This window comes from Glutamicibacter uratoxydans (assembly GCF_006539925.1).
Classification (GTDB): Bacteria; Actinomycetota; Actinomycetes; order Actinomycetales; family Micrococcaceae; genus Glutamicibacter; species Glutamicibacter uratoxydans.
On the sequence record NZ_BJNY01000001.1, the window covers coordinates 93,164 to 119,218 of the forward strand.

Below are 26,055 nucleotides of genomic sequence, written 5' to 3' on the forward strand. Positions count from 1 at the left end.
GTGGAGGCGAAGACAATGCCACCAACAGCTCTTGCCGACAGGCAATATGCTGAGGCACATGAACCGCTGGTGTTCACCGATTCGAAGTTGGTTTTCTTCTCATCGGTATCGGAGAACACCGCGCGGTTCGTAGAAAAACTTCAGATGGACTCGGCTCGAATCCCGCTTCACGCGCACGAGCCGAAGCTCATCACTACTGCTCCGTACATCCTGCTGATTCCGACCTACGGGGGAGAACGCGGGAAGCGTTCGATCCTGCCCCAGATTATGAAATTTCTGGGGTATGAAGAAAACCGCAAGAACCTACGCGGCGTCATCGGAGCGGGCAACACCAACTTCGGCGAGTTCTACTGCATCGCGGCCAAGCGCATTGCAGAGAAATGTAATGTGCCGGTACTTTATACATTCGAACTTATGGGGACGCCTGAAGATGTCCTCCGAGTTAGGGAAGGGCTAGAAACCTTTTGGACACCAGCGTCGCAGAAGCAGCAGAAACCATGACGGACTCAAAAGAGCTCCCAGCCCAGTTCCAGGGCCTGAGCTATAACGACCTGAACGCCATGCTGAACCTGTATGGCCCAGACGGCAAGATCCAGTTCGAGGTGGACCGCTACGCGGCTCGCCAGTACTTCCTGGATCACGTGAACAATAACACCGTCTTCTTCCATGATCTCGATGAGAAGCTGGAATACCTGGTCAAGCACGACTACTACGAGCGTGAAACCCTCGACCAGTACTCCATGAACTTCATTCGCGATCTGTTCAAGCATGCCTTCTCGAAGAAGTTCCGCTTTGAGACCTTCCTTGGCGCCTTCAAGTTCTACACCTCGTACACGCTGAAGACCTTCGACGGCAAGCGTTACCTGGAGCGCTACGAAGACCGCGTCTGCATGGTTGCCCTGCACCTAGCCCGCGGCGACGAGAACCTGGCCAAGAACCTTGTTGACGAGATCATCGAAGGACGCTTCCAGCCGGCAACTCCAACCTTCCTCAACGCCGGCAAGGCCCAGCGCGGCGAATTGGTTTCCTGCTTCCTGCTTCGCATCGAAGACAACATGGAATCCATCGCCCGTGCAGTGAACTCCTCTCTGCAGCTGTCCAAGCGCGGTGGCGGCGTGGCATTGGCCTTGACCAACCTGCGTGAGCACGGCGCTCCGATCAAGCAGATCGAGAACCAGTCCTCCGGCGTCATCCCAGTCATGAAGTTGCTGGAAGATTCCTTCTCCTACGCCAACCAGCTGGGTGCACGCCAGGGCGCCGGTGCTGTGTACCTGAACGCACACCACCCGGACATCTACCGCTTCTTGGACACCAAGCGCGAGAACGCCGACGAGAAGATCCGCATCAAGACCCTCTCGCTGGGCGTTGTCATTCCAGACATCACCTTCGAACTGGCTCGCAAGAATGAGGACATGTACCTCTTCAGCCCGTACGACGTGCAGCGCGTCTACGGCAAGCCATTCAGCGACATCTCGGTCACCGAGAAGTACTACGAGATGGTCGACGACTCGCGCATCAAGAAGTCGAAGATCAACGCCCGCGAGTTCTTCCAAACTCTGGCAGAGATCCAGTTCGAGTCCGGCTACCCGTACATCATGTTCGAAGACACCGTGAACAAGGCCAACCCAATTGAAGGCCGCGTCACCATGTCGAACCTGTGCTCGGAAATCCTCCAGGTTTCCTCGGCCTCCGAATACAACGACGACCTGACCTACAAGACCGTGGGCAAGGACATCTCCTGCAACCTCGGTTCGATGAACATTGCCAAGGCAATGGACGGCAAGAACCTCGCCCAGTCGGTGGAGATCGCTATCCGCTCGCTCAGCGCAGTGTCGGACATGTCCTACATCGCTTCGGTTCCATCGATCGCTGATGGCAACCGTAAGTCCCACGCCATTGGCCTGGGCCAGATGAACTTGCACGGATACCTCGCCCGCGAGCACGTCCGCTACGGTTCTGAAGAAGGCATCGACTTCACGAACATCTACTTCTACACGATCCTGTTCCATGCATTGACCGCATCGAACAAGATTGCCATCGAACGCAACGAAACCTTCGTGAACTTCGAGAACTCGAAGTACGCATCCGGCGAGTTCTTCGACAAGTACACCGAACAGGAATGGGCTCCAGCTACCGAGCGCGTCCGCGAGCTGTTCGACGGCATCGAGATCCCTACCCAGGCTGACTGGCTGGCTCTGAAGGCTTCGGTCATGGAGCACGGCCTGTACAACCAGAACCTGCAGGCAATTCCGCCAACCGGTTCGATCTCGTACATCAACAACTCCACTTCGTCGATCCACCCAGTGGCCGCCAAGATCGAAATCCGCAAGGAAGGCAAGATCGGCCGCGTCTACTACCCGGCTCCATACATGAACAATGAGAACATCGAGTTCTACGAGGATGCCTACGAGATCGGCTACGAGAAGATCATCGACACCTACGCAGCTGCTACTCAGCACGTTGACCAGGGCCTGTCGCTGACCCTCTTCTTCAAGGACACCGTCACTACCCGTGACATCAACAAGGCTCAGATCTACGCATGGAAGAAGGGCATCAAGACCCTTTACTACATCCGACTGCGCCAGTTGGCTCTTGAAGGCACCGAGGTTGAGGGTTGCGTTTCCTGCATGCTTTAATGCCAAAGAAATGGAGCTGACTAGAACCTTAGTCAGCCTGAGCAACTAGCCGCCGAACCCCTCGTGGGATTGGCGGCTAGTTGTATTTAAATGCCTAGTCAGATATGGTTTGTGATCTTCCTCTTTGTGGTGTTCCGACACGTCTTGACGGTAGGTTAAGCACGTTTTTAGGGGTAGAGTTGATTGCGAAGATAGGGCTGCAGGCGGTGTTGCTATGCGGCTGAGTAAGTTGCTAAATAAGGGAACGCATGTCGGAGAAGATTCAGCTGACCAACAAGGTTGAAGCTATCAACTGGAACCGCATCCAGGATGAAAAAGACGTTGAGGTGTGGAACCGCCTCGTCAACAACTTCTGGCTTCCGGAAAAGGTGCCGCTGTCTAACGACATCCAGTCATGGGCTACCCTAACCGAAGACGAGAAGCTGCTGACTATGCGCGTCTTCACCGGGCTGACCCTGCTTGACACCCTGCAGGGCACTGTCGGCGCAGTTTCTCTGATCCCGGATGCGATCACCCCCCATGAAGAAGCCGTGTACACCAACATTGCTTTCATGGAGTCGGTGCACGCCAAGAGCTACTCCTCGATCTTCTCCACCCTGGCTTCGACCAAGGAAATTGACGAGGCATTCCGCTGGTCGACCGAGAACGTGAACCTTCAGAAGAAGGCTCAGATCATCGAGAGCTACTACCACGGTGAAGATCCGCTCAAGCGCAAGATCGCTTCGACCTTGCTTGAGTCTTTCCTGTTCTACTCAGGCTTCTACCTGCCGATGCACTGGTCCTCGCACGCAAAGCTGACCAACACCGCCGACTTGATCCGCCTGATCATCCGTGATGAAGCCGTCCACGGCTACTACATTGGCTACAAGTTCCAGAAGGGCTTGGAAGGCCTGAGCGAAGAACGCAAGCAGGAGCTCAAGGACTACACCTTCGAGCTCATGTTCGAGCTGTACGAAAACGAAGTTCAGTACACCCACGATCTTTATGATCCGGTAGGCCTGAGCGAGGACGTCAAGAAGTTCTTGCACTACAACGCCAACAAGGCGCTGATGAATCTCGGCTATGAAGCCATGTTCCCAGCAACTGTGACCGACGTGTCGCCGGCAATCCTCTCGGCTCTGAGCCCGAACGCCGACGAGAACCATGACTTCTTCTCCGGCTCCGGCTCGTCTTACGTTATCGGCAAGGCAGTAAACACCGAAGACGAGGATTGGGACTTCTAATCCGGTTGTCTAGATAGAGGCTTTGGCCCGGTTCTGCGAAATTTCGCAGAACCGGGCCATTGTTTTCATATGAGTGCGAGCCGCAGCAGTCTGCTAGGCATTCACGTTCGACAGAGGGCGCTTAGCCTCAGGGGCCGGAACAATCTCCCGCAGATCCTCAATTGGCAGATTGGCACCGAACGCAGGGGTTCCAGGCTGGAGGCTGGATCCAGCCGACAAATTTCCGATCACCAGCGGATCAAAACCTAAGGCATCGACAAAAGCGGAAACCTGGGCAACGTCGTCCCTGCTGTCACCAGCAATGGCAATGGCTTTGCGCCCGGTAGTTCCTGCAGGACGTGCTTCATCTTCAAGGTCGTGATAGCCCATGTGGTTCAATGCTTTGACGAGGCGTGGGTTGCCTATGAAGTCTTGCACTAGTTCACTGGTGGATGTTGGCGGGTCGCTTAGATCCTCGCGGAAGCCATCGGTTTCCCACCAGTAGTTCATGGTGTCGATGACGAGCTTATCTTTCAAAAGTGCAGCGGGAATTGTCTGGTATTTGCCGAGGGGCAACGCGAGAATGACTAAATCTGCTTCTCGGGCTGCTTCGTCCGGGTGTACGGCAATGGCGCCCGGGGTGAGGATTTCAATGGTGAGCGCGATCTTTTCAGGGTCGCCTGAACCTGCAATAAGCACACGGAAGCCAGCTGAAACTGCCAGGCGAGCAAGTGCTGTACCGACTTTTCCTGCTCCCAAGATTCCAATGGTGCGGATGCTCTGGTTCATTTTTCGGCTCTCATTTCAATAGATACCCAGTTGACGCAGCCTCGTGGCTGAGCCTTCAGTGCTGGTCAGCAGTGCGGCTTTGCTCTATATTCCTGCTAGGAGCCACGCCGCACTAATTGACGTGTCATCTACTGCAACAACTTCAATGGGATTTCAATTCCCTGAGCGGTTTTCGGGAAAAGGGGAGTCGTGAGCAACGAGCAGAACATGCCAACGGGTGCGAATGAAAACAAGAGCAAAATTCGCGAATATGCGGCGTCGGAGGTCGTCATTACCTGGGAAGCTTCACGCTGTCAGCATGCTAAAGAATGCGTCAATGGACTTCCTAGAGTCTTCAAGTTTGGAGAACGGCCGTGGATTGATCCGGCCGCCGCCTCTGTGGATGAAATTGTTGAGGTAATTGACCGATGCCCGAGTTTTGCCTTGGGCTACCGTACCGAAGACGGCCTGAATCGCGTCGCGCCAGCCGACTAGAGCTATGAGATAGAGGCGGCGCAATCTGCGCCTCTCTAAAAGTTATGCGGCCTCTCGGGACGGCTGTTAGACCTAAGCGGCCTGCCTGCTGCTTGTTTGCAACAGGCAGGCTTGCATGACCCCAAACGCCGCGCCCAAGGTATGAGTTGCGACATTGGGCCAGCTGCAAGCCTAGAGGTTTTGAAGCCTGTCGAAACGGTAACCCAACTCTGAACTAATCTCTCCATTGAGTACTTGATCCACATCCTCGCGGCTCGGCGGAAGCGAGATGGAATCGTCGTTGGCAATGGCCCACAAGGAGGTGAAAAGCGTCGATTCACCAATTGCGTCCTTCAGCTCGCGGGCAACTTCTCTCGTGCGATCTAGTACAGCTTCATTGGCGGCACGCGAAGCGCTGGGAAACCCGTCACTGTCGTAGGGGTCGATGCCGTTGCGCTCGACATACCTGCCAAGTGCAAATTCAGACAGCTGGACTTTCGGCATCAAGATATCGCATGAAGCTTCGAAATCTGACAGGTCGTCGTCGTAGTCAAACCATTCGGCAAGCGTTGACAGTGCAGCCATGGTGATGATGTGGTCGACGTAGTCGTCTTCGTCCGGGTCATACAGGTCTGTCGGAACCTTGCCTGCGGCTGCCAGAGCGAACCACGCGTATTCGCCCCACTTTTTGGACTGCCCGCTGAAAAGGTGGCTGATGAGTTCTTGGGTCTCGGGGTGCTCGCTTAATGTCATGGCTCTTGTCTAGCAGTGGGCCCCGACACTTTGCTGATGCATCATCCTTGGGTGGATTCAAAATCCAGAAAATTTCCTTCGAGAAAATAGTGTACGAACCGTACACTATTGCGCTACTGTGAACTTATGATTCTTCCAGATGTGGTTGCACTTTCTTCTGCAGAGGCGGGCAGCCTCGCGGCAGTCGGCGGCAAAGCCTTCGGGCTGAACAAGCTCATCAAGCTTGGGGAGAACGTGCCCCAAGGGTTCGTTGTCACCACCCAGGCCTACAGATCTGCCCTGCAGCAGGGAGCGCATCGTGCAGTGGTGGGGGAAGAACTGGGCCGCGAATTGCGCGAAGCCTACCGAAAGTTGGAGAGCTCATTGGTCGCGGTGCGTTCCAGTGCGACGGCTGAAGACTTGCCAGGCGCTGCTTTTGCAGGGCAGCAGGAAACTTACCTCGGTATCTCCAGCGAAGATGAGCTGATCCAAGCCGTCGAAGATTGCTGGGCCTCCCTGTATAGTGAACGAGCTCAAAGCTACCGGCAGGAACGCCGCATTGACGAGGCTGATGTCTCCATTGCCGTAGTCGTCCAAACCATGGTGGACGCCGAGTTTGCAGGGGTGATGTTCACCGCTGACCCGATAGCCGGGTATCGGGACCGCTCAGTGGTTGAATCAAACCTTGGACTCGGCGAAGCTGTCGTCTCCGGCATGGTCACCACCGATCGTGCGGTGATCGGTGAGGACGGGCGCATCATTGAGCGGCGTACAGGGCAGGCAGGTGCAGTAATTCGGCTGAAGTCCGATGGCGGGACCGTGACGGAGCAGGGGGACGGCACGCTGCAGCTGCCAGAATCCATGCTGTTGGAAATTGCGCGTGCCGGCAGGAGAATTCAAGACGGATTCGGCGTGCCTATGGACATTGAATGGGCAGTGTGCGGGGAGCAGCTGTCAATACTGCAGGCCCGCCCCATGACTGCGCTGCCTCCAGCCCCGCGCAAGCTCAATGTATTGGAACGCAAAACTGCTCCGATGCTCTTTGAGCTGATGCCGCTACGCCCCACGATCCTGGAGGCCGAAGCATGGATCGATTCTGGCATCAATCCTCTGGTCCGCGGAATGCTTGCGGGAATCACCGGTGTCCAGGTGGACTATTCGGCATCATTGCAACGAGTCGACGGAGTGATCACCGAATTCATTCCGGCAAGCCCCCGCCCGAGCCTCCAAACTCCGGGCAGACTGCTGTCAACTTTGATCTGGAAGGCACCGGAAGGAACGTGGAATGAAGACCCGCTCTACAAGCAGTACCTTCAGCAATGCGCAGAGCTGGATAACGAAGACCTGCGACAGCTGCCCTTCGCCCGCTTGGTGAGCATTCCGGCTCGGGCCTGCGAAGCAATGCAGCTGGTGACGCAGCTGCGGGTCAAGTACCTGAGGCCAATGATTCCCGCTGCGGCTAAGATGCTGGCGGCTTTGGCCTTGAGTGGGCAGCTTTCGAAATTCTCCGCGCTGAGCATTACCAATGACACCGTCACCCATCGAATCAATCGAGAACTGCAGTCAATAGCCTCGGCGTTCAACCTCGTCCCGGGTGCTGTTGATTTGATTGGGAATAGTTCAGGGCAACAAGCTCTCGAACTTCTGCATGCCACGGAGGGCATGGAAGAGCTCGCCCGACTAGTCGATGAATTTCTATCCGAATATGGCCACAGGGAAACTGCCAGCCTGCTGCTTCCCAAGGCGCCAACATGGCGGGCGGACCCGACCCCGGTCTTTGACGTCATCAAGCTTTTGGCGGCGGGCCATGCGCCCGGCGAGCAGGAAAACCACGTGCTGGAGCAGATCCTCGAATCTCCAGTGCTCCGGCTGCCATTCATTGCCCCGAGGGTGCGCCGCTGGGCGCAGTTGGTTCAGAAGTTCACCTCTGTCAGGGAAGATACGCACTTCGAAATCACCCGCACCATGCCTGTGTTCCGTTCGGCAATCGTTGAAATCGGCCGAAGGCTGCATGAGGCCGGAGGGTTAGAAGATCCGGAAGACGTTTGGTTCCTGAACTACCGGCAGCTATTGGACGCCACAAGTCTTGAATCATTGAGCACAGCAGTGGTGGCAGCGACGGCCGCTGGACGCCGGCGGCGCAATCAGGAACTGGCTGCGGCTCCGATGATCTCTCCGGCCACGCTGTACGACCTTTCTCCGGTACCCGGCGCCTTGCTTCACGGAACCGGATCAGGCGGAGGCCAAGCGGTTGGCACAGTAAGAATCATCAACAGCCCGGCAGAATTCGACAAGCTTCTGCCAGGTGAAATTCTCGTGTGCCCGGCGACCAACCCTTCGTGGACGCCCCTGTTCGCCCGGGCCAGTGCAGTGGTGGTAGATCACGGGTCTGCTGCCTCGCACGCCGCCATCGTTGCCCGCGAGTACCGCATTCCAGCGGTGATGGGCTGCGCGAACGCCACAACCACTTTGCGCGACGGACAGAAAATCCGCGTTGACGGCGACCGCGGCCTAGTCTTCGAGGCATCCGATGCCAGCGACGCCTGAACACAAGCCCGCCACCCGCCGACGAGGACAGGAACTTGTTGATGCTATTCTTCAAGCCGCCAGTGTCGAACTGCTGGAATCCGGGTACACAGGATTGAGCGTTGAAGCTGTTGCCCGGCGTTCGGGCGCTTCCAAGGTATCGATCTACCGGCGGTGGCCTACCAAAGAAGACTTGGTTCGCGCCGCGGCAGCACAGAAAGCAGACATCCCTGAGCTGCCAGCCGAGCCTTCGTCATTGCGTGAAGATTTCTTGGTGATCTTCCAATCGATGGCGGCGCAGATTCACCAGCCGCCCGGACAGCTGGTCCGCAGCCTGCTGGCTGCCTCCCTGGCCCAGCAGGCACCCAGCATGGCTGAACTGTCGTGGGGGATGGGGTCAAACATGATGCAGGCTGTCGCCTCCCGGGCCGTATCCCGCGGAGAACTACAAGCCGCACCCGCACCGCTGGCCCTGCGTGCGCCGGTGGACCTTTTCAAGCAGCGGTTTATCAGCCATGGGCAGGTGGAGGACGAATTCATCAGGCAGCTGGTTGATCAAATTGCGGTGCCCTTGTGGACGGCTGCCACGAGGAAGGAATGACACAGAGCATCCAGGAATCTGTTTAGTTGAAGTTCTGCAATAACCTTGGGCGTAGTAGTTTTGCCTCGAGGAAGCGAGCTTGTCATGGCTGAAGTACCAGCAAGTCCCTATACCGATGAGCAGGTGCAGTCGTTTCGGCGGCGCTCCATTTCGGTGCTGGCACTGGGGCAGATTCTCGGAGGGCTCGGCGGTGGCGCGACCCTGACGCTGGGTTCGCTGCTGATCGTCAAGCTGTCAGGACTTGATTCCCTGGCAGGCATGCCAGCGACCATGAATACGCTCGGCGCCGCGGCCATGGCCATTCCGCTGGCAATGCTTGCCCACAAATACGGGCGTAGGGTGTCCTTGTCGACCGGTGCGCTGATCGCGGCCCTTGGCTCGGCGGTCATCGTGACCGCGGCGGTCGTGGAATCTGTTCCCCTGCTCTTTGTGGGCATGCTCGTGCTCGGCACCGCCTCTGCCATGAACCTGCAATCGCGCTTTGCCGCCACCGACCTGTCAAGCGATGCCACCCGGGGCAGGGATCTTTCCCTCGTTGTTTGGACAACCACCATAGGTGCTGTGATTGGCCCTAATCTCTTTGCCCCTGGCGAAGTGATTTCGCGGGCATTCGGCCTCCCTGAATACACCGGCGGGTTCCTGATCGCGATGACCGCTCAATGCGCAGGCATGATCATCTACTTCACTGGATTGCGTCCGGATCCAATGAAGGTTGCATTGGGGCGGTCGAAGCTTCCCGCACATAAGCCCAGGCGCGGCGGAGGGTTTAGGCTCTTGAAGGAAATCCCTGCAGCCCGCAGGGCGGTGATCACCGTGGCGTTGAGTCATGCATACATGGTGTCGCTGATGTCCATGACGCCGGTCCACATGCAGCATGGTGGTGCGACATTAACCTTGATCGGCCTGACCATTTCGCTTCATGTTTTGGGCATGTATGCCTTGTCGCCGGTCTTTGGCTGGCTGACCGATAAATTCGGCGGCCGAATGGTTGTGCTGTCCGGCCAGGCTTTGCTGATCGCAGCGAGTATCAGTGTCTGGTCGAGCCCGGAAAGCCACGTAGTGGTGACTATCGCCCTGAGCCTCTTGGGCCTGGGCTGGTCTGCTTCTACCGTTGCCGGTTCCACGATGGTTTCTGGTGCGGTGCCAGTTCAAGAACGCACCAGCCTGCAGGGAGCCAGCGACCTTCTGATGAACTTGGCTGGAGCCGCAGGGGGACTGAGCGCTGGTCCCGTGCTGGCGGCCTTTGGCTTCCACGGGCTGGCGCTTGGACTGCTAATATTGGCAGCCATCGTAATCTATGTAAACCGTTCTTCGCAGGCCAAGACACCCCTGGAACCGGCCTTGGGATAGTTCGGCCGCCGTCGAGCTCTACGCCAGTGGATGCCTAGAATGGTCAGAATTCACAGTTAGTGGAACAACACCGACGGAGCGGATAGTCGATCGGTGGGTTGGGGCTATCGAGAGCGACTGCTCAAAGTTGCTGCCGTACTGTTCTTGCTGCGAGTACGACAATGGCGTGTTTCGCATCCACGATGGATGCGAAACACGCCATTATTTCAGACTACTTAGCCTGGATGTTGGTAGCCTGTGGGCCCTTTGGACCTGCTTCCAGGGTGTACTCAACAGTCTGGCCTTCTTCCAGCGAACGGTAGCCGAAGCTCTGGATTGCGCTGTAGTGTGCGAACACGTCAGCGGAGCCGTCCGAAGGTGCGATGAAGCCGAAGCCCTTTTCCGAGTTGAACCACTTTACGGTGCCAGTTGCCATTATGATATTTCCTTATTATTGGTCGGCCACGACAGTGGCCTAGGTACCGATCCGTAGTTTCGCATCGGAAAATTTGGGGTTACCTCAGGCAGTATTCTCAAAAGGATTCGCCTGCCGTCGATACGGTCAATCGATTACTGATTTTGCCGGTATCGGCCAAAACGGATGTCGCTGCACTAGCTGAAGTGTCTAAGAAATCCGAGGGACCAGCCGGTAATGAGCCATGGCTAGTGGAGTAGAGCAAGGAATCAGGTGCTGATGCGTTGAGCGGCATCGAGCGAGACGTGCTGAGTGAAGAAGAGAAGATGAAGAATTCGTTTCGATTGAAGCAAGCCTTGTCGGTGACTGGGCCTGCCGATTTGTGTTCTACAGACGATTTGCTGACTGTTTTACAAATCCGACTGCTCGCGTTCTCGGTGATATCAAAACGCCGGAGAACTCTGAGGTAACCATTCAATCCTAGCATTGACGATCACTGAATTGCGCGTGATGTTGATTACTGACGGCAAAAAGCACTCTTTATTAAGGGCTGCCACCGGAGCAGCCGAGGTCTCAATCGGCAGAAAAAAGACAACTCGGCGAGCGCATCGCCATGATTTAGACGTTCAATATCCAGCTGCTGAAATTTGGTGTTACGGCTCACACGTTGGATACGCTGGGGACTACTACGTGTCACAAATAGTGCCAGGAGGGCAGCAATGACGCACCAGCTCACAGAAGACCTGGACAAGATCCTTGCCAGCGGAGACTTCTATTTTGAATCTTTGGGTGACGGCAAGTACCGCTCATCGTGGCATACCCAAGGTGCATGGAATGCCCATGAGCAGCATATGGCTCCCGCTTCAGGAATCTTGACCTATGAGTTGGAGAAGTTCCAGCCCCGCGACGATATGCGAATTGCCCGGTTGAGCTTCGAAATTCATGGGTTGATCCATGCGGGCGAGTTTGAAGTAACCACGCGCATGATCCGCCCAGGGCGCACCATTGAGCTCATTGAAGCGGAGATGACGGCTAAGGGAAGAACCAGCATTGTTGCCCGGGCCTGGCGAGTGATCACTGGTGATTCTTCCTCGGTGCACGGGATTGAAGATGCAAGGGTGCCAGGTCCGGACGAGTGCGCGCCGGAGGACATCACCCGTTTCTGGCCAGGGGGATACATCAGGTCCATCGAGATGCGCGTTGCCCCCGGCCATCGTCCAGGCAGGGGCATCGCATGGCTGCGTACGCCGTATTCGCTGGTTGACCTCAAGGATGCTTCGAGGCTTGCCAGTTTGATCGGCTTGGTGGATACGGCCAATGGCGTAGCACCGCGTGTTCAGCCGGGGGACGGAACATGGATGTTCCCCAACCTAGATCTGCAGATTCACATGTACCGGATTCCCAGCGGGGAGTGGCTCGGCCTGGATGTTCAGCAAAGCTACGGTGATGACGGCATTGGCCTGACTTCCTCCGTGCTGCACGATGAGCACGGGCCGTTCGGCCGCGCCGAACAGATTCTAACGGTCCGTTCCCGCTAGCTAGGCTTGCCGGTTGAGCGAAGCGAGCAGTTGTTTGAGCTCTGGCTTTGGCATGATGGTGAAGCCCTTGCCACGGTAGTTTTCGCGCCCTGCACTGTGCGCTCGGAACAGTGCGTAGCCTCGTTTGATCAGGAATAGCAGCGGCTTGCGGCGTTCTGAAACATCTCGGATGAACCGGCGGATGGTGGTGACCAACGCCGGTTCATCGACGTAGTAGGCCTGAACGTTGATGCCTCTGGCTCGCAGCGGCTCGAGGATTTCCGAGAGGAAGATGCCCTCGGCGATGATCGGCCCGTTCTCGCAGCGCACTTCACGGTGCCCGCTGTAGCTGGACGTAGAGATCGAATAGTTGGGGACCATCGTGTGTCCCTGGGATAACAGCTCTTCGATTGCTTGCAGCGCTGCGTCCATGTTCCAGGTGCCGGGGTGGTCCCAGTCGATTTCGCCGTAGTCGGTACGCGGAAAGTCGTCAGGGTTGCCGTCTTCGCTGATCTGCCGGTAGAACTCGTCGAGCGGCAAATGAGGGTTGCCGAAGCGGGCAGCAAGGTAGGACTTTCCCGAACCTGAAGGTCCGCCGATAAGAATGACAGGTGTGGATGAAGAAGGCACGCTTTTCATTATCGCCCATATTCTGCTGCCGGAAGCACCTGGCAGAGGCCTCCCTGAACCCAGCTGTCCTTTGCTTTGGGCTCCTTTGCCTAGCAGTAGCTTGTGGACCTTTGATGCGGGAAGAGGGCACGCCTTTGATAGTGTCTGACATTTTTGCTTGAAGAAGCCAAGTGCGTACTCATAGCTGTCGCGTGGATCGCCGACATATTCGTCGCGAAGATTCACCTGTTTTAGACTCATTACTATGAGCTTGTGGAATCCCCAATCAGATGCGCCTCTTTCATTCCTTTGGGAGGAGCCCAGCGGGGATCCCGGCGCTGACCTCGACCGCGGCATCTCGCTGCTGCGTGAAGTGCAGTCCGGTTCGCGCGGGCCGCTGTTGAGGTTCTACCGTCCCGACCCAACGCTTGCCTTTGGCCAGCGTGATGTGCGCCTGCCTGGGTTTGAGGCGGCCAGCAAGACGGCGGTAGACAATGGGTTTGCTCCCTTAGTCCGCAAAGCCGGCGGCAGGGCAGCGGCCTACCACCGGGGGACCTTGATTGTGGACCATATCGAGGCGCAGAGCGAGGCGGTCATGGGACACCAAACCCGCTTTGAAGTCTTCGCCAAGCTTTATGCCGATGCCTTCCGCCGCCTCGGAGTGCAGGCCGAAGTCGGCCCGATTCCCGGTGAATACTGCCCAGGAGACCACTCTGTGCACGGCGTCCCGACGGCGGCCTCGCCGATTTCCCACCCGGTGAAACTTGTAGGCACAGCGCAGCGCGTCATAGCCGGCGCGTGGCTGTTCTCCAGCGTCTTCGTCGTCGAGGACTCCGCACCGCTGCGCAAGGTGCTCGACGAGGTGTACCAGGCCATGGAAGTGCCGATGGACCCCTCCACGGTGGGCGCCGGCGACGACCTGGTCCCGGGACTGGACACCGAATCCTTTATCGATGCACTGCTCGAGGAGTACCAGCAGCACATCCCGATCTCCGGGCTTCCAGTGCGCTAGAACCAAAAAATGCCTGGCACCAAAGGTGCCAGGCATTTTTTGCGAGGTCTTACGCGCCGACGCGCTCCACGACTTCCTCGATCCGCGGGTTGGTTGCCGCGGTGCCATCAGGGAAGATCAAGGTTGGAACGGTCTGGTTTCCGTTGTTGAACGACTCGACGATTTCCGCGGTGCCCTCAACTTCTTCGATGTTGACCTCGGTGTATGCCACACCCTTCTGATCCATCAGGCGCTTGAGGTTGCGGCAGTAGCCGCACCAGCTGGTGGTGAACATGGTGACCCCGCCGGCAGCAGGAACATACTTTTCAAGGTTTAGCTCAGTACTCATACTTCATATAACCATGCGACCTGTACCTTTGTTCCCATCGAGGCGGCAATGAGTCGCTGAATTCCACATGCCCCCGGGCTACACTGGTACAAAAATCCCACCGACGTTCTAGGGGCGAGAGTATGTGCGGGCGATACGTTATGGCCAAGGCCATCGGAGACCTTGTGGCCGAGGCAGAAGCCGAAGCCGACGCAAACCTCGAGCTGCGCCAATCATGGAATGTCGCCCCGACCACCGATGTGCCGATCGTGCTCGAGCGCCTGATCGACGGCCAGCTGCACCGCCAAGTCCATGTGGCCCGCTGGGGCCTGGTGCCGGGCTGGGCCAAGGACCTGTCGGTCGGGGTTCGCGCATTCAACGCCCGCAGCGAAACCGCGGCGGGAAAGCCAACGTTCCGTTCAGCAGTGAAGAAGCGCCGCGCAGCGGTCCCGGTAGAAGGCTACTACGAGTGGAAGAAGGAAGGCAGCAAGAAGCGTCCGTTCTTCGTCCATCGCGAGGACGGCCAGCTGATCTTCTTCGCAGGCCTCTACGAATGGTGGAAGGACGAGGACGGCAGCTGGATCCTGTCCACCTCGATCATGACCATGGATTCGCCCTCTGCCGAGGAACCGGGCGTGCTTGGAGAACTTGCCGGGCTGCATGACCGCCTGCCCATTCCCTTGGACCGCGACACCATGGCGCAGTGGCTGGACCCCGAGAACGAGGACGCGCCGGAGCTCATCGAGCAGGTGCGCGCCGAAGCCTTCGACGTGGCATCCACCTGGAGCATGTACGAGGTGGACCCGGCAGTGGGCAACGTCCGCAATAACGGCCCAGAACTGCTCGAGCCGCACCAGTCGCTGTTCTAGCCCTCGGCCCGCGCCTTCAATTCCCACTTCAGCCCGCCGCTGAAGCCCAGGGCGCCCAAGCCGGCGCCGATCAGCAATTTTCCGGCGATCAGCGCAAAGGTCGCCGGGGGAGGAGCCGGCGCGTCGCCAATCCACCCGAAGGTGTGCACCTGGGTTGAATCCCAAACCGCCAGCCCGACACCGGCGGCCAGCAGCAGGATGCTGAACGCCAAGGAACCGATGAAGACCAGCTGGCCCTGGGCCATTTGGCGTATTCTCCGCCCCAGGATCAAACCCAAGCGTGCGCACAGCGCGGCAATTCCCAGTGCCAGCAGAACTTCTCCCACCATCTGGGTCGCCGAAGGGCCGAAGTAGAACGTGTCCTGCTCCAACAGTTCAGAGGACCCGGTGGAGATGACAAATTCATTCATGCTGTCGATCCAGAGCAGGACCGCCCCGGCCACGATGAACAAAGCGCTGAACAATCCTGCAAGCCGCGGTGCAAGGGGACGCTGAGGCAAATCTGACATGGGAACATTCTTCCACAGGCGCCGCTTAAAAAGCTGCGCCGGGAAACCCCGTGGGGCCTCCCGGCGCATGCTGGCGGCGGTGCCTAGTGACCTCGGTCGATCCACTCCTGCAGATGCGGCGCCTCGGCGCCAATGCTGGTGGAATCCCCGTGCCCGGTGTTCACCACGGTGTCGGCAGGCAGCGTCAGCAGCTTGGTGCGGATCGATTCGATGATCGTCTCAAAGCTGGAGTAGCTGCGGCCGGTGGCTCCCGGCCCGCCGTTGAACAGGGTGTCCCCGCTGAACAGCACGCCGAGGTCTTCTGCATAGAAGCAGGTGGAACCCGGCGAATGCCCAGGGGTGTGCAGCGCGGTGAAGCTGGTGCCTGCCACGGTGAAGCTGTCGCCCTCGTGGATCTCGGCGTCGATCTCGCGCTCCGGATACACCGCATCCCACAGCATCTGGTCTTCAGGATTCAAGAACAGCGGCGCGTCCACCTCGTCGGAGAACTGCGCGGCGGCCCGGATATGGTCGTCGTGTCCATGGGTGAGCAGCACTGCCATCACCTCGCGCTCGCCGACCGCCTCGCGGATCTTTGCCACATCGTGGGCCGGGTCGATCACCATGACCTCGTTCTCGTCGCCGATGATCCAGACATTGTTATCCACCTCCCAGGTGCCGCCGTCGAGGCTGAAGGTGCCGGAGGTGACGACGTTTTCTACGCTCACGCTCATGCGATCTCAACCACCGAACGCAGCACGGTACCCTCGTGCATCTTGTGGAAGGCTTCCTCGATCTGGTCGAGCTTGATGCGCTCGGTGACGAACGCGTCGAGGTCCAGGCGGCCGAGCTTGTACTGGGAGACGAGCATCGGGAAGTCGCGGCTTGGCAGGCAGTCGCCGTACCAGGAGCTCTTCAGCGATCCGCCGCGGCCGAAGACATCCAGCAGCGGCAGCTCGAGCTTCATCTCGGGGGTCGGTACGCCCACCAGTACCACGCGTCCGGCAAGGTCGCGGGCGTAGAAGGCCTGCTTGTAGGTTTCGGGGCGGCCCACGGCGTCGATGACGACGTCTGCGCCGAAGCCTCCGGTCAGCTCCTGGATCGCCGCCACCGCGTCGACCTCGGCCGAGTTTACGGTGTGGGTGGCTCCCAGTTCCTTGGCCTTTTCAAGCTTGGCTGGGTTCACGTCTACCGCGATGATGGTGGTGGCACCGGCCAGCTGAGCGCCGGCGATGGAGGCGGCGCCTACGCCGCCGCAGCCGATTACTGCCACGGATTCACCGCGCTTGATCTCGCCGGTGTTCATGGCCGCTCCAATGCCTGCCATGATGCCGCAGCCCAGCAGGCCTACGGCGGCTGCGTCGGCGTCCTCGTCCACCTTGGTGCACTGCCCGGCGGCCACCAGGGTCTTCTCGGCGAAGGACCCGATGCCCAGTGCAGGGGAGAGCTCGGTGCCGTCCTCGAGGGTCATCTTCTGGGTGGCGTTCGCGGTGTTGAAGCAGTACTGCGGCTGGCCCTTTTCGCAGGCGCGGCACTGGCCGCACACGGCGCGCCAGTTCAGGATCACGCGGTCGCCGACCTTGACGTTGGTGACGTTCTCGCCGATCTGGCTGACTACCGCTGTGGACTCGTGGCCCAGCAGGTAGGGGTAGTCGTCGCCGATGCCGCCCAGCTTGTAGTGCAGGTCGGTATGGCAGACGCCGCAGGTCAGTACGTCGACCACGACCTCTCCCGGGCCCGGATCGGGCACAATGATGTCGACGAGCTCGACGTCTGCATTCTTGGCGCGTGCAATAACTGCTTTTACCTTATGAGGCATCTGTTTCGTGTCCCCTTGCTGAAATATATGAGTTGTAGGTCATCACGATGCTATCGGGGAAGACCGCTGGAATCTAGCCTACGCGTGCAATGTTCCATATAAGGCAGGGTTGGTCAGCAGATCTCAGCGGGATCAGGCGTGCTGCGAGGTGATTTCACGTTCGGCTTTGATGATTTCCAGTCCCTCGCGGTATTTCGTGATGCTGAAATCGGGGAAGTGCGTGGTGAACTTCGTCGAGTCAAAAATGTTGTCCGCCGCATAGCGGGGCAGCAGCTCATCAAGTTCTGCGATGCGCGCAGAGATCCGACCGCCGGCTGCCAGCACCCACCGGGGCAGAATCATGGGGCGTGAATTGCTGTCGAAAACTTCGTTCGCGAGGCTGGCGAACTGGCGGTAGGTGAGCCTGTCTGGGTCAGTGGGCAGATGCCATGTCTGTCCGTAGGCGGTGGAAGTATTGGCCAAGGTTGCCAGGGCGCGGCTGGCGTCCGGGGTCCAGATCAACGAGCGCAGATACCGGTCGGCCACCGGAATGAAGGGCTTCTTGCCTTGGGCGATTCTGTCGAGGATCAAGGCATTGGTGAAGCTCTGGGTGCGCCCCGGCCCGTAGAACTCTGGCGCCCGGCCAATAAGTACGGGGATCTCGCCGCGCTGCATCTCCTCGAGCACCATCTGCGCCATGAGGGCTCGAACTGTGCCCTTCCTTCCAGCGGGGGCAAAGGCGGTTTGCTCATCCTGCACCCTGGAATCCTGCGGGTACATATAGGTGTTGTCGAAATATACGAACTTTGCTCCGGCTGATCGTGCGGCGGTCAGTGCATTGTCAAGCATGGTGGGGAACTGCCGCTCCCACAGTTCAGTATCAGCCGGCAGGCCGGCGGTGAAGTAGATAACCTCGCTGCCACTTGCCGCCGCGAGGGTCTGGTCCAGATCCAGCAGGTTGGCGGAGGCTAGCTCATCGCCCGGGTTGATGCGTTGCGGGTTTCTGCTGGCAAGGCGGATGTCTGTGGTGAAACTGCGATGCAATTCACGGGCCAGCTCGTTGGCGATCTGGCCCCCGCTTCCCAATATTGTCTGCATGATCTTTCCATTCCTTGGTTGAGCCCATCTGGGCAACCAGATGTTTACAGTGATTACATTTGAGGCTAGGCTATAAAGTAAACATCGTCAACATTGATTTGGCGGCAGCAGGAATGCCGGCAGGAGGAGTGGGCTATGAGCGAGGGACGGGAAGCCAGGTCATATCACCATGGCGATCTTCGCGAGGCGCTGGTGAGCGCCGCAACAAAGATTCTAGAAAGCGGAGAGAGCTTCTCGCTGCGCGCGGTCGCCCGCGCCGTGGGGGTCTCAGCCGCGGCGCCATATCGCCATTTCAGCGACCGCGAGCAATTGGAATCAGCCATTGCGGTATCCGGGTTTGAACAACTAGCGCGGGAGCTGGAGCCTGCGGTTGATGCGGCATGCTCTAAAAGCGACATTGCTTCATTTGCCATCATCTACGTCCGCTTTGCGCTTGCGCACCCGGCGGTTTTCGGGCTCATGTTCGGGCAGGAATGCGATGATTCCAACGATGCGCGCGTGCTGGCCGCCGCGCGACTGAGCGAACTTTTGAGCCGAGGCGTCAAGGCCGCACTAGGGCCGGGCGCCGCGGACTCCCTCTCCATAGCCCTATGGAGCATGGCCCACGGTTTGGCTTCGCTGCACATGGATGGGAAATTCTCCTACTCCACGGTGCAGGAAGTTGATGAGCGAGTCAGGAGCTCATTTAGCGCAGTACTGCAGGGCCTCTAAGAACTGACAAGGAGCAAGGTGAAAATGACAAGTGTTTTGATGGTTCTTTCCGCAGCAAGATTTTGGACGCTGAGTGACGGCGAAAAGCATCCAACAGGCTTCTGGGCCGAGGAATTTTTGGTGCCCTATCAGCAGTTCACTGCCAGCGGCTACGAGGTCACTTTGGCTACGCCACAGGCAAAGGTTCCCATAGTGGACCAGTTGAGCCTGGGAGTGGCTGGCGGTGCGCCATGGACAACGAAACGGTACCGGCGGCAGCTGCAAGCACTGGCGCACCAGCTTGAAAATCCAGTGGATCTGCACGCGGTGGATATTTTGGACTACGACTTAGTCTTCTATCCTGGCGGACATGGCCCCATGGAAGACCTCGCTGTCGACGAGATCTCCGGACAGAAGCTTAATCAGCGTCTGAAATCCGGAAAGCTGCTGGCCCTGCTGTGCCACGCGCCGGCCGCCCTGCTGGCAACCCAAAGTGAGCACTCCGTTTCAGCCTTCGCCGGCCGCAAGCTCACCGGGTTGTCGAATAGGGAGGAGCTGTTGAACTTATTTGCGCGCAAGGCTCCTTGGCTGCTGGAAGATCGACTGAAACAGCTGGGCGCGGAATACAGCAAGGGGCTTATTCCTCTGCGGCCGCACGTAGTGGTCGACGGAAATCTCTACACCGGGCAAAATCCCCAGTCATCCAAAAAGCTGGCTCAGGCACTGATTGCCGCCCTCGGGTAAATTTTCCACGCCAGCCTCCGATGCCCGGGCATGCTGTCGGCATTCCGGCGGGGTGCAGGCAATGCAGAAAAGCGGCTCCGCTTCAGTTTGCGCTGAGACGGAGCCGCCTTTTCATGCCCGGCCGCCAGCGGCAAGGCGGCCTGTCTGCAAACTGTCTGTTGCGATGACTAGTGTAACTATCGTTCGAACATAGATTCGAATAGAATGAGTTTGCAAGTAAGGAGTTCACCCATGGGCATGTTCACCGAGTCGATCGAGGTTTCCCGCGCCGCGAATGGAATGCCGCTGCGCGTGAAATGGCGGGGGCGGGAGTATCGACTCGTGGCCGAGCCTGAGCGTTGGTTCGAACGCCGCAAGTGGTGGGATGAAAACCTGAGAATCCCGCGGGGAATCGGCGCCGGAATGGCCGACTATGAGATGTGGAGGCTGCAGTTGGCCCCCGCCACGGGCGGCGGTGCCCCGCAAAGCGTGGATGTGAGTTTCGATCCGCAGTCAGAGCGCTGGCGCCTGGTGCGCATCCACGTGGAACTTGCCCGCAGCGCCTAGCGCTTCGGAAAAATGTTCGAACCCTAAAAACCGCGCAATGAAAGGTTGAAACGAACATACTTTCGAAAATCTGCCATGAGCTTCACCCACCTGAACGTCACATCATCCTTTAGCGCCCACTATGGCGTCTCGCACCCTGCGGTGCTGGCTGCGGCGGCCAAAGCGCAGGGCGCCCACATGCTTGCGCTCACCGACAGAGATGGGCTGTATGGCGCGGTCAAGCATGTGGCGGCATGCCGGGACGAGGGCATCACGCCGATCCTCGGAGTCAACCTTGCAGTGCTGGACGACAGCGGGCAGAGCACCGGGCGGATCATCCTGCTGGCGCGAGGACACAGCAACGGCGCTGGCTACGCCGCCCTGTGCCGAACCATCACCCTGGCCAACCAGGCATCACGAGGAAGCATCGGGCTGACCCAGCGGCAGATCGCCCACCGGGCGGCCGACGGAAACCTCATGGTGCTCGTCGGCGGTGAGTCGGACGCCGCCAGGGCCCTGGCCCAAGGGCGCTACGCCCAAGCCAGAGCCCTGCTGGCCAACTGGAAACACCACATCGGCAGGATGCTGCGCGTGGAAATCACCACCCACCTTTCAGCCCCCGGAGCCCGCTACAGCCTGGGCGAAGCGGGAAAAATGCTGCGCTATGCCGATGAACTGGGGCTGCGCGCTGTACTGAGCAACGCTGTACGCTATGCCGATCCCGACGGGGCAGTCACCGCAGACCTGCTCGACTCAGCCCGGGCCCTGCACCAGCTCAAAGACCTGCACTCCTTCCAGCCCAATGGACAGGGGTGGCTCAAATCCCCGCAGGAAATGCAGCAGCTCGCCGCCGCCATCTCCCGCGCCACCGAACGCTCATGGAAGCACCGACTGCTGAAGGAAACCGAAGCCACCGCACGCTTCGCAGCCCTCGACCCCCTCACCGACCTGGGCTGGAAACAGCCGGTCATCCCGGAAGCCACAGTGCTGGGCCTGCACCGTCCAGCCATGCAAGAACTCACCGAGCGCGTCTACAGCGCAGTGCCCAAACTCATCCCCAATGAAGACCCGAGCCTAGTGGAAGAACGCCTGGCGTTGGAATTGGGAACCATCAACCGGCTGGACTTCGCCGGATACTTCCTCACCGTGGCGGAAACGGTCAAAATCATCACCGGCATGGGAGTGCGCGTCGCCGCCCGAGGTTCCGGCGCCTCCTCTCTGGTCAACCACCTGCTGGGCATCAGCCAGGTCAACCCGCTGCAGCACGACCTGGTCTTTGAGCGCTTCCTCTCCGAAACCCGCACCACCCTGCCGGATATCGATATCGACGTGGAATCGGCTCGACGCCACGAAATCTACCGCAAAATCTTCACCAGCTTCGGCGAAGAACGCGTCAGCCTGATGAGCATGCAAAACGCCTACCGCGCCCGCGGAGCAGTGCGCGACGCGGGAACCGCCCTGGGCATAGAAGAGACCCAGATCGACGAGATCGCCAAACAGCTCTGGCGCTTCTCCGCCTCATCCTTCCGCGAAGCCCTCGCCGAAAAACCCGAACTCGCGGCCCTGGCCTCCAACATCACCGAGGACTCCCAGCTCGACATCCTCATCGACGCCACTGAACGCCTGGACCGGCTGCCGCGGCACATCTCCATGCACCCCTGCGGAGTCATCCTCTCCGACGCCACACTGCTGAACCGCACCCCGGTCCAGCCCTCGGGCATCGGGCTGCCCATGAGCCAATTCGACAAGCACGACATGGACCTCATGGGACTGATCAAACTTGACGTGCTCGGCGTGCGCATGCAGTCGGCCATCGCCTACACCCTGGAAGAAATCGCCCGCATCCATGGAGACAAGCCGGCCGTCGCCCGCGCAGGAGGACACCAAGAGACCGGCTACATCAACGAAGACGGACACATCGAGCTGTCCAAGGTGCCGCTGGATGACGCGGCGACCTTCGCCCTGATCCGCTCCACCCACACCCTGGGATGCTTCCAAATCGAATCCCCGGGACAGCGCGAACTGGTGGGCAAGCTGGCACCCCGCGAATTCAACGACCTGATCATTGACATCTCCCTCTTCCGCCCCGGGCCCATGCAGTCAAATATGGTCAAGCCCTACCTGGAACACCGACATGGCTTCGCTCCGGCCCGCTACCTGCACCGCGACTTCGTCCCGGCGCTCGCCGAAACCCACGGCGTCACCGTCTTCCACGAGCAGGTGCTGCGGATCATCGACACCCTCACCGACTGCGGACTGGGCATGGCAGATGTCTACCGCCGGCACCTGGGCAATCCGGAAAAAGAACCAATCGTCGAAAACATCGTGCGCACCAAAGCAGCGGAGAAGGGATACACCCAAGAAGTCATCGACAAGACCTGGGAAGTGCTCGCAGGCTTCGGCTCCTTCGGCTTCTGCAAAGCCCACGGGGCGGCCTTCGCCGTACCCACCTACCACTCAGCATGGCTCAAGGCCCATCACCCCGAAGCCTTCCTCGCCGGCATCTGGGAGCACGATCCGGGCATGTACCCCAAGCGGCTGCTGGTCTCCGAAGCCCGCCGCATGGGCGTTCCCATCCTCCCGCTGGATATCAACCGCTCCACCGGACACTACCGAGTCGAACGCATCTTCGAATACGCGCAGCCGGCGGCACCTGTGGTGCCCCGCGCCCCGGGAAGCCAGCGCCCAGGCCGCTACGGCATCCGCCTGGCCTTCCGCGACATCCACCAAATGAGCGAAAGCGAAGTAGAACGCCTTGTCGCCGGCCAACCCTACGACTCCCTCGCAGACATCCGCGACCGCGCAGGCCTGTCCCGCCGCACCTACCAAAACCTCGCGGCCCTCGGAGCCTTCGACTCCCTGCTCACCGGAACCACCAGGGCAGACACCATCGCACATACCCAATCCATGGCCCGCAGCACCCTGCCCGCCAAATACCAGCCCGGCCCCGGACAGCTCACCTTCGACCTGGGGCAGATCGAACCCATCAAAAACACCGGCAACATCCTGGAACCGGCAGAAGTAGTGCGCACAGAACTAGACCTCATGCACCTAGATGCCACCGAACACCTGATCAGCTCCTACCAAAAACTCCTCAGCCACCTGCCCATCACCCAGGCAATAGAACTGCTGCACCTGCGCAACGGCGCCGAAGTGCTTGTGGCCGGGGTGCGCGTGGCCACCCAGACCCCGCCCATGCGCGGAGGCAAGCGCGTCGTCTTCATCTCCATAGATGACGGCACCGGCTGCATCGACGCCACCTTCTTCGACGACACCCAGCAGCGCACCGGCCCGCTGCTCTTCTCCACACGCATGCTCCTCATCCACGGAGTCACCCGGCGCACCGGACCGCGCGGCATCTCGCTGCAGGCCTTGAACGCCTGGGACCTGCACCAGCCAGAAACCCTGCCGCACGCCGGCTACCTAGACAACGCCTCACGCCCGCAGCCCAGCTACCGCCCAAAACTCGGCAACGCAATACCAGGAAAAGAAAGCGTCGCAGAACTCGCCCAGCGCATGAACGCCGAAGGATTGGACCAGAGAGGTGCATGACCTAGGCTGAATGGCATGGACACAGATCCACAAAAACCGTTCCAGCGACAGCGAACCGATGTACCACTGACGCTGAACCCAGCCCTCGTAAGTGCACTGCAGCAAGCGGACCTAGGGTTGCGCAGGGAAGCGGTACACTTGGCAAAATACTCGCCGCACTGGGAACCTGCATTCAACAAAGTCCGTGCCGTGCTCAACGCCAGCAAACCCAGAAACGTGCAAGCCATCGAACATATCGGCTCCACCGCAGTGCCAGGGCTCGATGCTAAGCCGATCATGGACATCGCCATCGGCACCGCCGAAAACGCTGACCCGGACGAAATCCACACTTGGCTGACCCGCGAAGGCTTCCTCTACCGAGGCGAAACCGATGCCATCCGGCCAGACACCATGTACGGATTCGAAATCGAACCACACATCAGGCTCGTCAACGTCCATGTGATCACCTACGGGGACACGGCATGGGAACACTACCTCAGCTTCAGGAACCATTTGCGAGGCAATCCCTCAGACCGGGAAGCCTATCAAGAACTCAAGGAACTCCTCGTTCAGCAGAACGGCAGCAATCGCAGCACCTACCTGAACGGGAAAACCGACTTCATCACCCTCAGGCGAAACCGCTAGCGCTTGCTATCTTCAATACATGGCCAAGGTACTCATCACTGGAATGTCTGGGGCAGGCAAAAGCACAGTACTCGCCGCATTGCAGGCGCGAGGATACGAAACCATAGATACCGACTACGGGACCTGGACACTGGCCGACGGCACATGGGATGAACAACGCATGACCGAGCTCCTGGCTACAGAACAAAACGTCATCGTCAGCGGAACAGTAGAAAACCAAGGCAACTTCTACCAGTGCTTCGAACACATCGTCCTCTTGAGCGCGCCGCTACATGTACTCCTTGAACGCGTCAGGAACAGAACGAACAACAGCTACGGCAAAACACCAGAACAACAATCGCAAATTGCCGCATACAAACAGTCCATTGAACCCCTGCTTAGAGAAGGCGCAACCCTAGAACTCGACTCGCAAGCACCAATCGAGGAAATTGCCGACTGCATCGAAAAGCTCCTGAAATCATCAAAGTGATGCAGCGAGCAGATTAGACGGATGAAACATGTCCGTCGGCATCAATGACAAACGACGGATTATGCACAAAATCCCAACGGAACCCATCGGGATCGGCCACACAGGCGCTCATCCCACCCCACGGCTGCACCGTCGGCGCAGAAATCGACGTAGCACCAGCATCCAGCGCTCGCCGGTAGTGGTGTTCGACTTCTTCATCGTTGTGGACGTTGTGACCGAGGGAGATCGGCGGGGCCAGTGTTCCATGGCCGACATTGCCGTACTCGCTGGGCATCTGCTTGACGTCCCACAGCGCTAGCATGAGGCCGTGCCCGGCGCGGACGAAGGCGATCTCGGGGTGGGCTGGCTGTATCAACTCGAATCCCAGTCCTTCGGTGTAGAACTTGGCGGCAGCGTCGACATCACGAACACCGAGGGTGATGGCGCTGATGGTTGGCGGGGCTGGCTTGTTCATGGCTTCAGCCTAAGTACCCCGAGAAGCGATTGCTAGGGTTGGAGTTCAACTCCATGCGAGCAGATAGGAAGTCATGCAGCCGCAGGCTAGGCATCGTCCAGAGCGTACCTATAAGACCGGCGCGGTCACTCGGATGCTTCGATGGTTCTCATTGGCGGTAGCGCTGACGGCTTCTGCGCTTCTGCTGGTCGGCTATCCGCAGATGCCCAATGAAGTACCAATACACTTCGACGCGGCAGGGCAACCAGATGCATATGGCGACAAGATGGTCGTTCTCGGAGTGGCGTGCGGCATCATCCTCGTTCAGCTGGCGATGTATTGGGCTTCCAAAAAGCCGCAGATCATGGATTATCCAGCAAGAGTGACAGATGAAAACGCACAGCGCCTCTATCGTGAAGGCGAACGCTTCTTCGTTTACTTGGGACTGTCGATCAGCACCATGACGGCTGGGGTCGGTGAACTCTATTCCACCGATGGCTCAACTGTCGGCAGCTATCTGGTCAGGATATCGCCGGCAGCAATGGCTGTGATTGCCATAACCGGCGTGGTTCGAATGCGCCATGCATCAAAGCCGGAAAGCGAAAGCGGTTTCCACGGGTAGGCCGGCCCAGGATTT

Annotated in this window: 27 protein-coding genes; 17 read left to right on the plus strand and 10 right to left on the minus strand. The window is 58.9% G+C overall.

The genetic code is table 11. From position 1 onward, the window contains the following. The first annotated feature begins 15 nt into the window (after nt 1–15). From nrdI to nrdF, 3 genes are all read left to right on the plus strand, one after another. Nucleotides 16–501 (plus strand): class Ib ribonucleoside-diphosphate reductase assembly flavoprotein NrdI, encoded by a 486-nt coding sequence (gene nrdI, locus AUR04nite_RS00590; protein WP_141360893.1) that lies wholly within the window; start codon nt 16–18, stop codon nt 499–501. Next, nucleotides 498–2,636, plus strand: coding sequence for a class 1b ribonucleoside-diphosphate reductase subunit alpha (nrdE, locus tag AUR04nite_RS00595; RefSeq protein ID WP_141360895.1), 2,139 nt, complete (start codon nt 498–500; stop codon nt 2,634–2,636). The genes nrdI and nrdE overlap by 4 nt, the downstream gene beginning before the upstream one ends. Nucleotides 2,637–2,884: 248 nt before the next feature. Then, complete coding sequence (gene nrdF, locus AUR04nite_RS00600) at nt 2,885–3,859, plus strand: class 1b ribonucleoside-diphosphate reductase subunit beta (protein WP_141360897.1); 975 nt, start codon at nt 2,885–2,887, stop codon at nt 3,857–3,859. Nucleotides 3,860–3,952: 93 nt separating this feature from the next. Here nrdF and AUR04nite_RS00605 read toward each other — a convergent pair whose 3' ends face one another. Further along, the gene (locus AUR04nite_RS00605; protein ID WP_141360899.1) at nt 3,953–4,627 is read right to left on the minus strand and encodes an NADPH-dependent F420 reductase; all 675 of its coding nucleotides are present in this window, start codon (nt 4,625–4,627) and stop codon (nt 3,953–3,955) included. A gap of 189 nt (nt 4,628–4,816) precedes the next feature. Here AUR04nite_RS00605 and AUR04nite_RS00610 point away from each other — a divergent pair, with 189 nt between their 5' ends. Continuing rightward, nucleotides 4,817–5,101: a (4Fe-4S)-binding protein gene (locus tag AUR04nite_RS00610; RefSeq protein WP_218024609.1), complete on the plus strand. Its 285-nt coding sequence runs from the start codon at nt 4,817–4,819 to the stop codon at nt 5,099–5,101. Nucleotides 5,102–5,272: 171 nt separating this feature from the next. On the opposite strand, the gene AUR04nite_RS00615 is transcribed toward AUR04nite_RS00610, so the two are convergent. Continuing rightward, entirely contained in the window at nt 5,273–5,833 is a 561-nt protein-coding gene (locus tag AUR04nite_RS00615) for a hypothetical protein (RefSeq protein ID WP_141360901.1), read from the minus strand. A 126-nt stretch (nt 5,834–5,959) separates the two neighbouring features. On the opposite strand from AUR04nite_RS00615, the gene AUR04nite_RS00620 reads away from it, so the two are divergent. The 3 genes from AUR04nite_RS00620 to AUR04nite_RS00630 all read left to right on the plus strand — a co-directional run bounded on the left by AUR04nite_RS00620 (nt 5,960) and on the right by AUR04nite_RS00630 (nt 10,289). Beyond that, nucleotides 5,960–8,359, plus strand: coding sequence for a PEP/pyruvate-binding domain-containing protein (locus AUR04nite_RS00620; protein ID WP_141360902.1), 2,400 nt, complete (start codon nt 5,960–5,962; stop codon nt 8,357–8,359). Next, a complete protein-coding gene (locus AUR04nite_RS00625) occupies nt 8,343–8,939 on the plus strand; it encodes a TetR/AcrR family transcriptional regulator (RefSeq protein WP_141360904.1) in 597 nt (198 codons plus the stop codon). The genes AUR04nite_RS00620 and AUR04nite_RS00625 overlap by 17 nt, the downstream gene beginning before the upstream one ends. Nucleotides 8,940–9,023: 84 nt before the next feature. After that, complete coding sequence (locus AUR04nite_RS00630; protein WP_141360906.1) at nt 9,024–10,289, plus strand: MFS transporter; 1,266 nt, start codon at nt 9,024–9,026, stop codon at nt 10,287–10,289. Nucleotides 10,290–10,500: 211 nt separating this feature from the next. On the opposite strand, the gene AUR04nite_RS00635 is transcribed toward AUR04nite_RS00630, so the two are convergent. Then, nucleotides 10,501–10,704 carry a cold-shock protein gene (locus tag AUR04nite_RS00635; RefSeq protein WP_141360909.1) on the minus strand — a complete coding sequence of 68 codons (204 nt, stop codon included), beginning with the start codon at nt 10,702–10,704 and terminating at the stop codon, nt 10,501–10,503. 698 nt (nt 10,705–11,402) lie between these two features. Between AUR04nite_RS00635 and AUR04nite_RS00640 the strand changes: the two genes are divergently transcribed. After that, nucleotides 11,403–12,221 carry a thioesterase family protein gene (locus AUR04nite_RS00640; RefSeq protein WP_141360911.1) on the plus strand — a complete coding sequence of 273 codons (819 nt, stop codon included), beginning with the start codon at nt 11,403–11,405 and terminating at the stop codon, nt 12,219–12,221. Here the strand turns inward: AUR04nite_RS00640 and AUR04nite_RS00645 are convergent, their stop codons facing one another. Beyond that, on the minus strand, nt 12,222–12,839 hold the full coding sequence (locus tag AUR04nite_RS00645; RefSeq protein WP_246055241.1) for a uridine kinase family protein: 618 nt from the start codon (nt 12,837–12,839) through the stop codon (nt 12,222–12,224). A 235-nt stretch (nt 12,840–13,074) separates the two neighbouring features. Here AUR04nite_RS00645 and AUR04nite_RS00650 point away from each other — a divergent pair, with 235 nt between their 5' ends. Further along, complete coding sequence (locus tag AUR04nite_RS00650; RefSeq protein WP_141360915.1) at nt 13,075–13,821, plus strand: lipoate--protein ligase family protein; 747 nt, start codon at nt 13,075–13,077, stop codon at nt 13,819–13,821. 49 nt (nt 13,822–13,870) lie between these two features. On the opposite strand, the gene AUR04nite_RS00655 is transcribed toward AUR04nite_RS00650, so the two are convergent. Next, entirely contained in the window at nt 13,871–14,149 is a 279-nt protein-coding gene (locus tag AUR04nite_RS00655) for a mycoredoxin (RefSeq protein WP_141360917.1), read from the minus strand. Nucleotides 14,150–14,271: 122 nt separating this feature from the next. Here AUR04nite_RS00655 and AUR04nite_RS00660 point away from each other — a divergent pair, with 122 nt between their 5' ends. Then, on the plus strand, nt 14,272–14,997 hold the full coding sequence (locus AUR04nite_RS00660; RefSeq protein WP_141360919.1) for an SOS response-associated peptidase: 726 nt from the start codon (nt 14,272–14,274) through the stop codon (nt 14,995–14,997). Here AUR04nite_RS00660 and AUR04nite_RS00665 read toward each other — a convergent pair. From AUR04nite_RS00665 to AUR04nite_RS00680, 4 genes are all read right to left on the minus strand, one after another. Then, nucleotides 14,994–15,506 (minus strand): hypothetical protein, encoded by a 513-nt coding sequence (locus AUR04nite_RS00665; protein WP_141360921.1) that lies wholly within the window; start codon nt 15,504–15,506, stop codon nt 14,994–14,996. The genes AUR04nite_RS00660 and AUR04nite_RS00665 overlap by 4 nt on opposite strands. Nucleotides 15,507–15,589: 83 nt before the next feature. Further along, nucleotides 15,590–16,219, minus strand: coding sequence for an MBL fold metallo-hydrolase (locus tag AUR04nite_RS00670; protein ID WP_141360923.1), 630 nt, complete (start codon nt 16,217–16,219; stop codon nt 15,590–15,592). Then, a complete protein-coding gene (locus AUR04nite_RS00675; protein ID WP_141360925.1) occupies nt 16,216–17,304 on the minus strand; it encodes an S-(hydroxymethyl)mycothiol dehydrogenase in 1,089 nt (362 codons plus the stop codon). Before AUR04nite_RS00675 ends, AUR04nite_RS00670 begins: the two co-directional genes overlap by 4 nt. 132 nt (nt 17,305–17,436) lie before the next feature. Next, nucleotides 17,437–18,381: an NAD-dependent epimerase/dehydratase family protein gene (locus AUR04nite_RS00680; protein WP_141360927.1), complete on the minus strand. Its 945-nt coding sequence runs from the start codon at nt 18,379–18,381 to the stop codon at nt 17,437–17,439. 135 nt (nt 18,382–18,516) lie between these two features. On the opposite strand from AUR04nite_RS00680, the gene AUR04nite_RS00685 reads away from it, so the two are divergent. The 6 genes from AUR04nite_RS00685 to AUR04nite_RS00710 all read left to right on the plus strand — a co-directional run bounded on the left by AUR04nite_RS00685 (nt 18,517) and on the right by AUR04nite_RS00710 (nt 24,985). Beyond that, complete coding sequence (locus AUR04nite_RS00685) at nt 18,517–19,092, plus strand: TetR/AcrR family transcriptional regulator (protein ID WP_141360929.1); 576 nt, start codon at nt 18,517–18,519, stop codon at nt 19,090–19,092. A 24-nt stretch (nt 19,093–19,116) separates the two neighbouring features. Further along, nucleotides 19,117–19,815 (plus strand): type 1 glutamine amidotransferase domain-containing protein, encoded by a 699-nt coding sequence (locus AUR04nite_RS00690; protein ID WP_141360931.1) that lies wholly within the window; start codon nt 19,117–19,119, stop codon nt 19,813–19,815. Nucleotides 19,816–20,019: 204 nt separating this feature from the next. Continuing rightward, nucleotides 20,020–20,361 (plus strand): DUF6504 family protein, encoded by a 342-nt coding sequence (locus AUR04nite_RS00695; RefSeq protein WP_246055245.1) that lies wholly within the window; start codon nt 20,020–20,022, stop codon nt 20,359–20,361. A gap of 75 nt (nt 20,362–20,436) precedes the next feature. After that, the gene (locus AUR04nite_RS00700; RefSeq protein ID WP_141360933.1) at nt 20,437–23,892 is read left to right on the plus strand and encodes a DNA polymerase III subunit alpha; all 3,456 of its coding nucleotides are present in this window, start codon (nt 20,437–20,439) and stop codon (nt 23,890–23,892) included. A 15-nt stretch (nt 23,893–23,907) separates the two neighbouring features. Then, nucleotides 23,908–24,516 (plus strand): GrpB family protein, encoded by a 609-nt coding sequence (locus tag AUR04nite_RS00705; protein ID WP_141360935.1) that lies wholly within the window; start codon nt 23,908–23,910, stop codon nt 24,514–24,516. A 19-nt stretch (nt 24,517–24,535) separates the two neighbouring features. Next, the gene (locus AUR04nite_RS00710; RefSeq protein ID WP_141360937.1) at nt 24,536–24,985 is read left to right on the plus strand and encodes a shikimate kinase; all 450 of its coding nucleotides are present in this window, start codon (nt 24,536–24,538) and stop codon (nt 24,983–24,985) included. Between the two features lie 13 nt (nt 24,986–24,998). On the opposite strand, the gene AUR04nite_RS00715 is transcribed toward AUR04nite_RS00710, so the two are convergent. Next, on the minus strand, nt 24,999–25,439 hold the full coding sequence (locus AUR04nite_RS00715) for a VOC family protein (RefSeq protein WP_141360939.1): 441 nt from the start codon (nt 25,437–25,439) through the stop codon (nt 24,999–25,001). A gap of 73 nt (nt 25,440–25,512) precedes the next feature. Between AUR04nite_RS00715 and AUR04nite_RS00720 the strand changes: the two genes are divergently transcribed. Next, nucleotides 25,513–26,040 carry a DUF1648 domain-containing protein gene (locus tag AUR04nite_RS00720; RefSeq protein ID WP_141360941.1) on the plus strand — a complete coding sequence of 176 codons (528 nt, stop codon included), beginning with the start codon at nt 25,513–25,515 and terminating at the stop codon, nt 26,038–26,040. The last annotated feature ends 15 nt before the right edge of the window (nt 26,041–26,055 follow it).

Excerpts from the sequence above, each read along its gene's own strand:
- AUR04nite_RS00680 (WP_141360927.1), bottom strand. The coding sequence starts at position 18,381 with ATGCAGACAATATTGGGAAGCGGGGGCCAGATCGCCAACGAGCTGGCC.
- AUR04nite_RS00695 (WP_246055245.1), top strand. The coding sequence starts at position 20,020 with ATGAGTTTGCAAGTAAGGAGTTCACCCATGGGCATGTTCACCGAGTCG.
- nrdF (WP_141360897.1), top strand. The coding sequence starts at position 2,885 with ATGTCGGAGAAGATTCAGCTGACCAACAAGGTTGAAGCTATCAACTGG.
- AUR04nite_RS00670 (WP_141360923.1), bottom strand. The coding sequence starts at position 16,219 with ATGAGCGTGAGCGTAGAAAACGTCGTCACCTCCGGCACCTTCAGCCTC.
- AUR04nite_RS00655 (WP_141360917.1), bottom strand. The coding sequence starts at position 14,149 with ATGAGTACTGAGCTAAACCTTGAAAAGTATGTTCCTGCTGCCGGCGGG.
- AUR04nite_RS00635 (WP_141360909.1), bottom strand. The coding sequence starts at position 10,704 with ATGGCAACTGGCACCGTAAAGTGGTTCAACTCGGAAAAGGGCTTCGGC.
- AUR04nite_RS00715 (WP_141360939.1), bottom strand. The coding sequence starts at position 25,439 with ATGAACAAGCCAGCCCCGCCAACCATCAGCGCCATCACCCTCGGTGTT.
- nrdE (WP_141360895.1), top strand. The coding sequence starts at position 498 with ATGACGGACTCAAAAGAGCTCCCAGCCCAGTTCCAGGGCCTGAGCTAT.
- AUR04nite_RS00615 (WP_141360901.1), bottom strand. The coding sequence starts at position 5,833 with ATGACATTAAGCGAGCACCCCGAGACCCAAGAACTCATCAGCCACCTT.
- AUR04nite_RS00660 (WP_141360919.1), top strand. The coding sequence starts at position 14,272 with ATGTGCGGGCGATACGTTATGGCCAAGGCCATCGGAGACCTTGTGGCC.
- AUR04nite_RS00605 (WP_141360899.1), bottom strand. The coding sequence starts at position 4,627 with ATGAACCAGAGCATCCGCACCATTGGAATCTTGGGAGCAGGAAAAGTC.
- AUR04nite_RS00675 (WP_141360925.1), bottom strand. The coding sequence starts at position 17,304 with ATGCCTCATAAGGTAAAAGCAGTTATTGCACGCGCCAAGAATGCAGAC.
- AUR04nite_RS00650 (WP_141360915.1), top strand. The coding sequence starts at position 13,075 with ATGAGCTTGTGGAATCCCCAATCAGATGCGCCTCTTTCATTCCTTTGG.
- AUR04nite_RS00645 (WP_246055241.1), bottom strand. The coding sequence starts at position 12,839 with ATGAAAAGCGTGCCTTCTTCATCCACACCTGTCATTCTTATCGGCGGA.
- nrdI (WP_141360893.1), top strand. The coding sequence starts at position 16 with ATGCCACCAACAGCTCTTGCCGACAGGCAATATGCTGAGGCACATGAA.
- AUR04nite_RS00665 (WP_141360921.1), bottom strand. The coding sequence starts at position 15,506 with ATGTCAGATTTGCCTCAGCGTCCCCTTGCACCGCGGCTTGCAGGATTG.
- AUR04nite_RS00690 (WP_141360931.1), top strand. The coding sequence starts at position 19,117 with ATGACAAGTGTTTTGATGGTTCTTTCCGCAGCAAGATTTTGGACGCTG.
- AUR04nite_RS00700 (WP_141360933.1), top strand. The coding sequence starts at position 20,437 with ATGAGCTTCACCCACCTGAACGTCACATCATCCTTTAGCGCCCACTAT.
- AUR04nite_RS00625 (WP_141360904.1), top strand. The coding sequence starts at position 8,343 with ATGCCAGCGACGCCTGAACACAAGCCCGCCACCCGCCGACGAGGACAG.
- AUR04nite_RS00630 (WP_141360906.1), top strand. The coding sequence starts at position 9,024 with ATGGCTGAAGTACCAGCAAGTCCCTATACCGATGAGCAGGTGCAGTCG.
- AUR04nite_RS00640 (WP_141360911.1), top strand. The coding sequence starts at position 11,403 with ATGACGCACCAGCTCACAGAAGACCTGGACAAGATCCTTGCCAGCGGA.
- AUR04nite_RS00720 (WP_141360941.1), top strand. The coding sequence starts at position 25,513 with ATGCAGCCGCAGGCTAGGCATCGTCCAGAGCGTACCTATAAGACCGGC.
- AUR04nite_RS00705 (WP_141360935.1), top strand. The coding sequence starts at position 23,908 with ATGGACACAGATCCACAAAAACCGTTCCAGCGACAGCGAACCGATGTA.
- AUR04nite_RS00685 (WP_141360929.1), top strand. The coding sequence starts at position 18,517 with ATGAGCGAGGGACGGGAAGCCAGGTCATATCACCATGGCGATCTTCGC.
- AUR04nite_RS00620 (WP_141360902.1), top strand. The coding sequence starts at position 5,960 with ATGATTCTTCCAGATGTGGTTGCACTTTCTTCTGCAGAGGCGGGCAGC.
- AUR04nite_RS00710 (WP_141360937.1), top strand. The coding sequence starts at position 24,536 with ATGGCCAAGGTACTCATCACTGGAATGTCTGGGGCAGGCAAAAGCACA.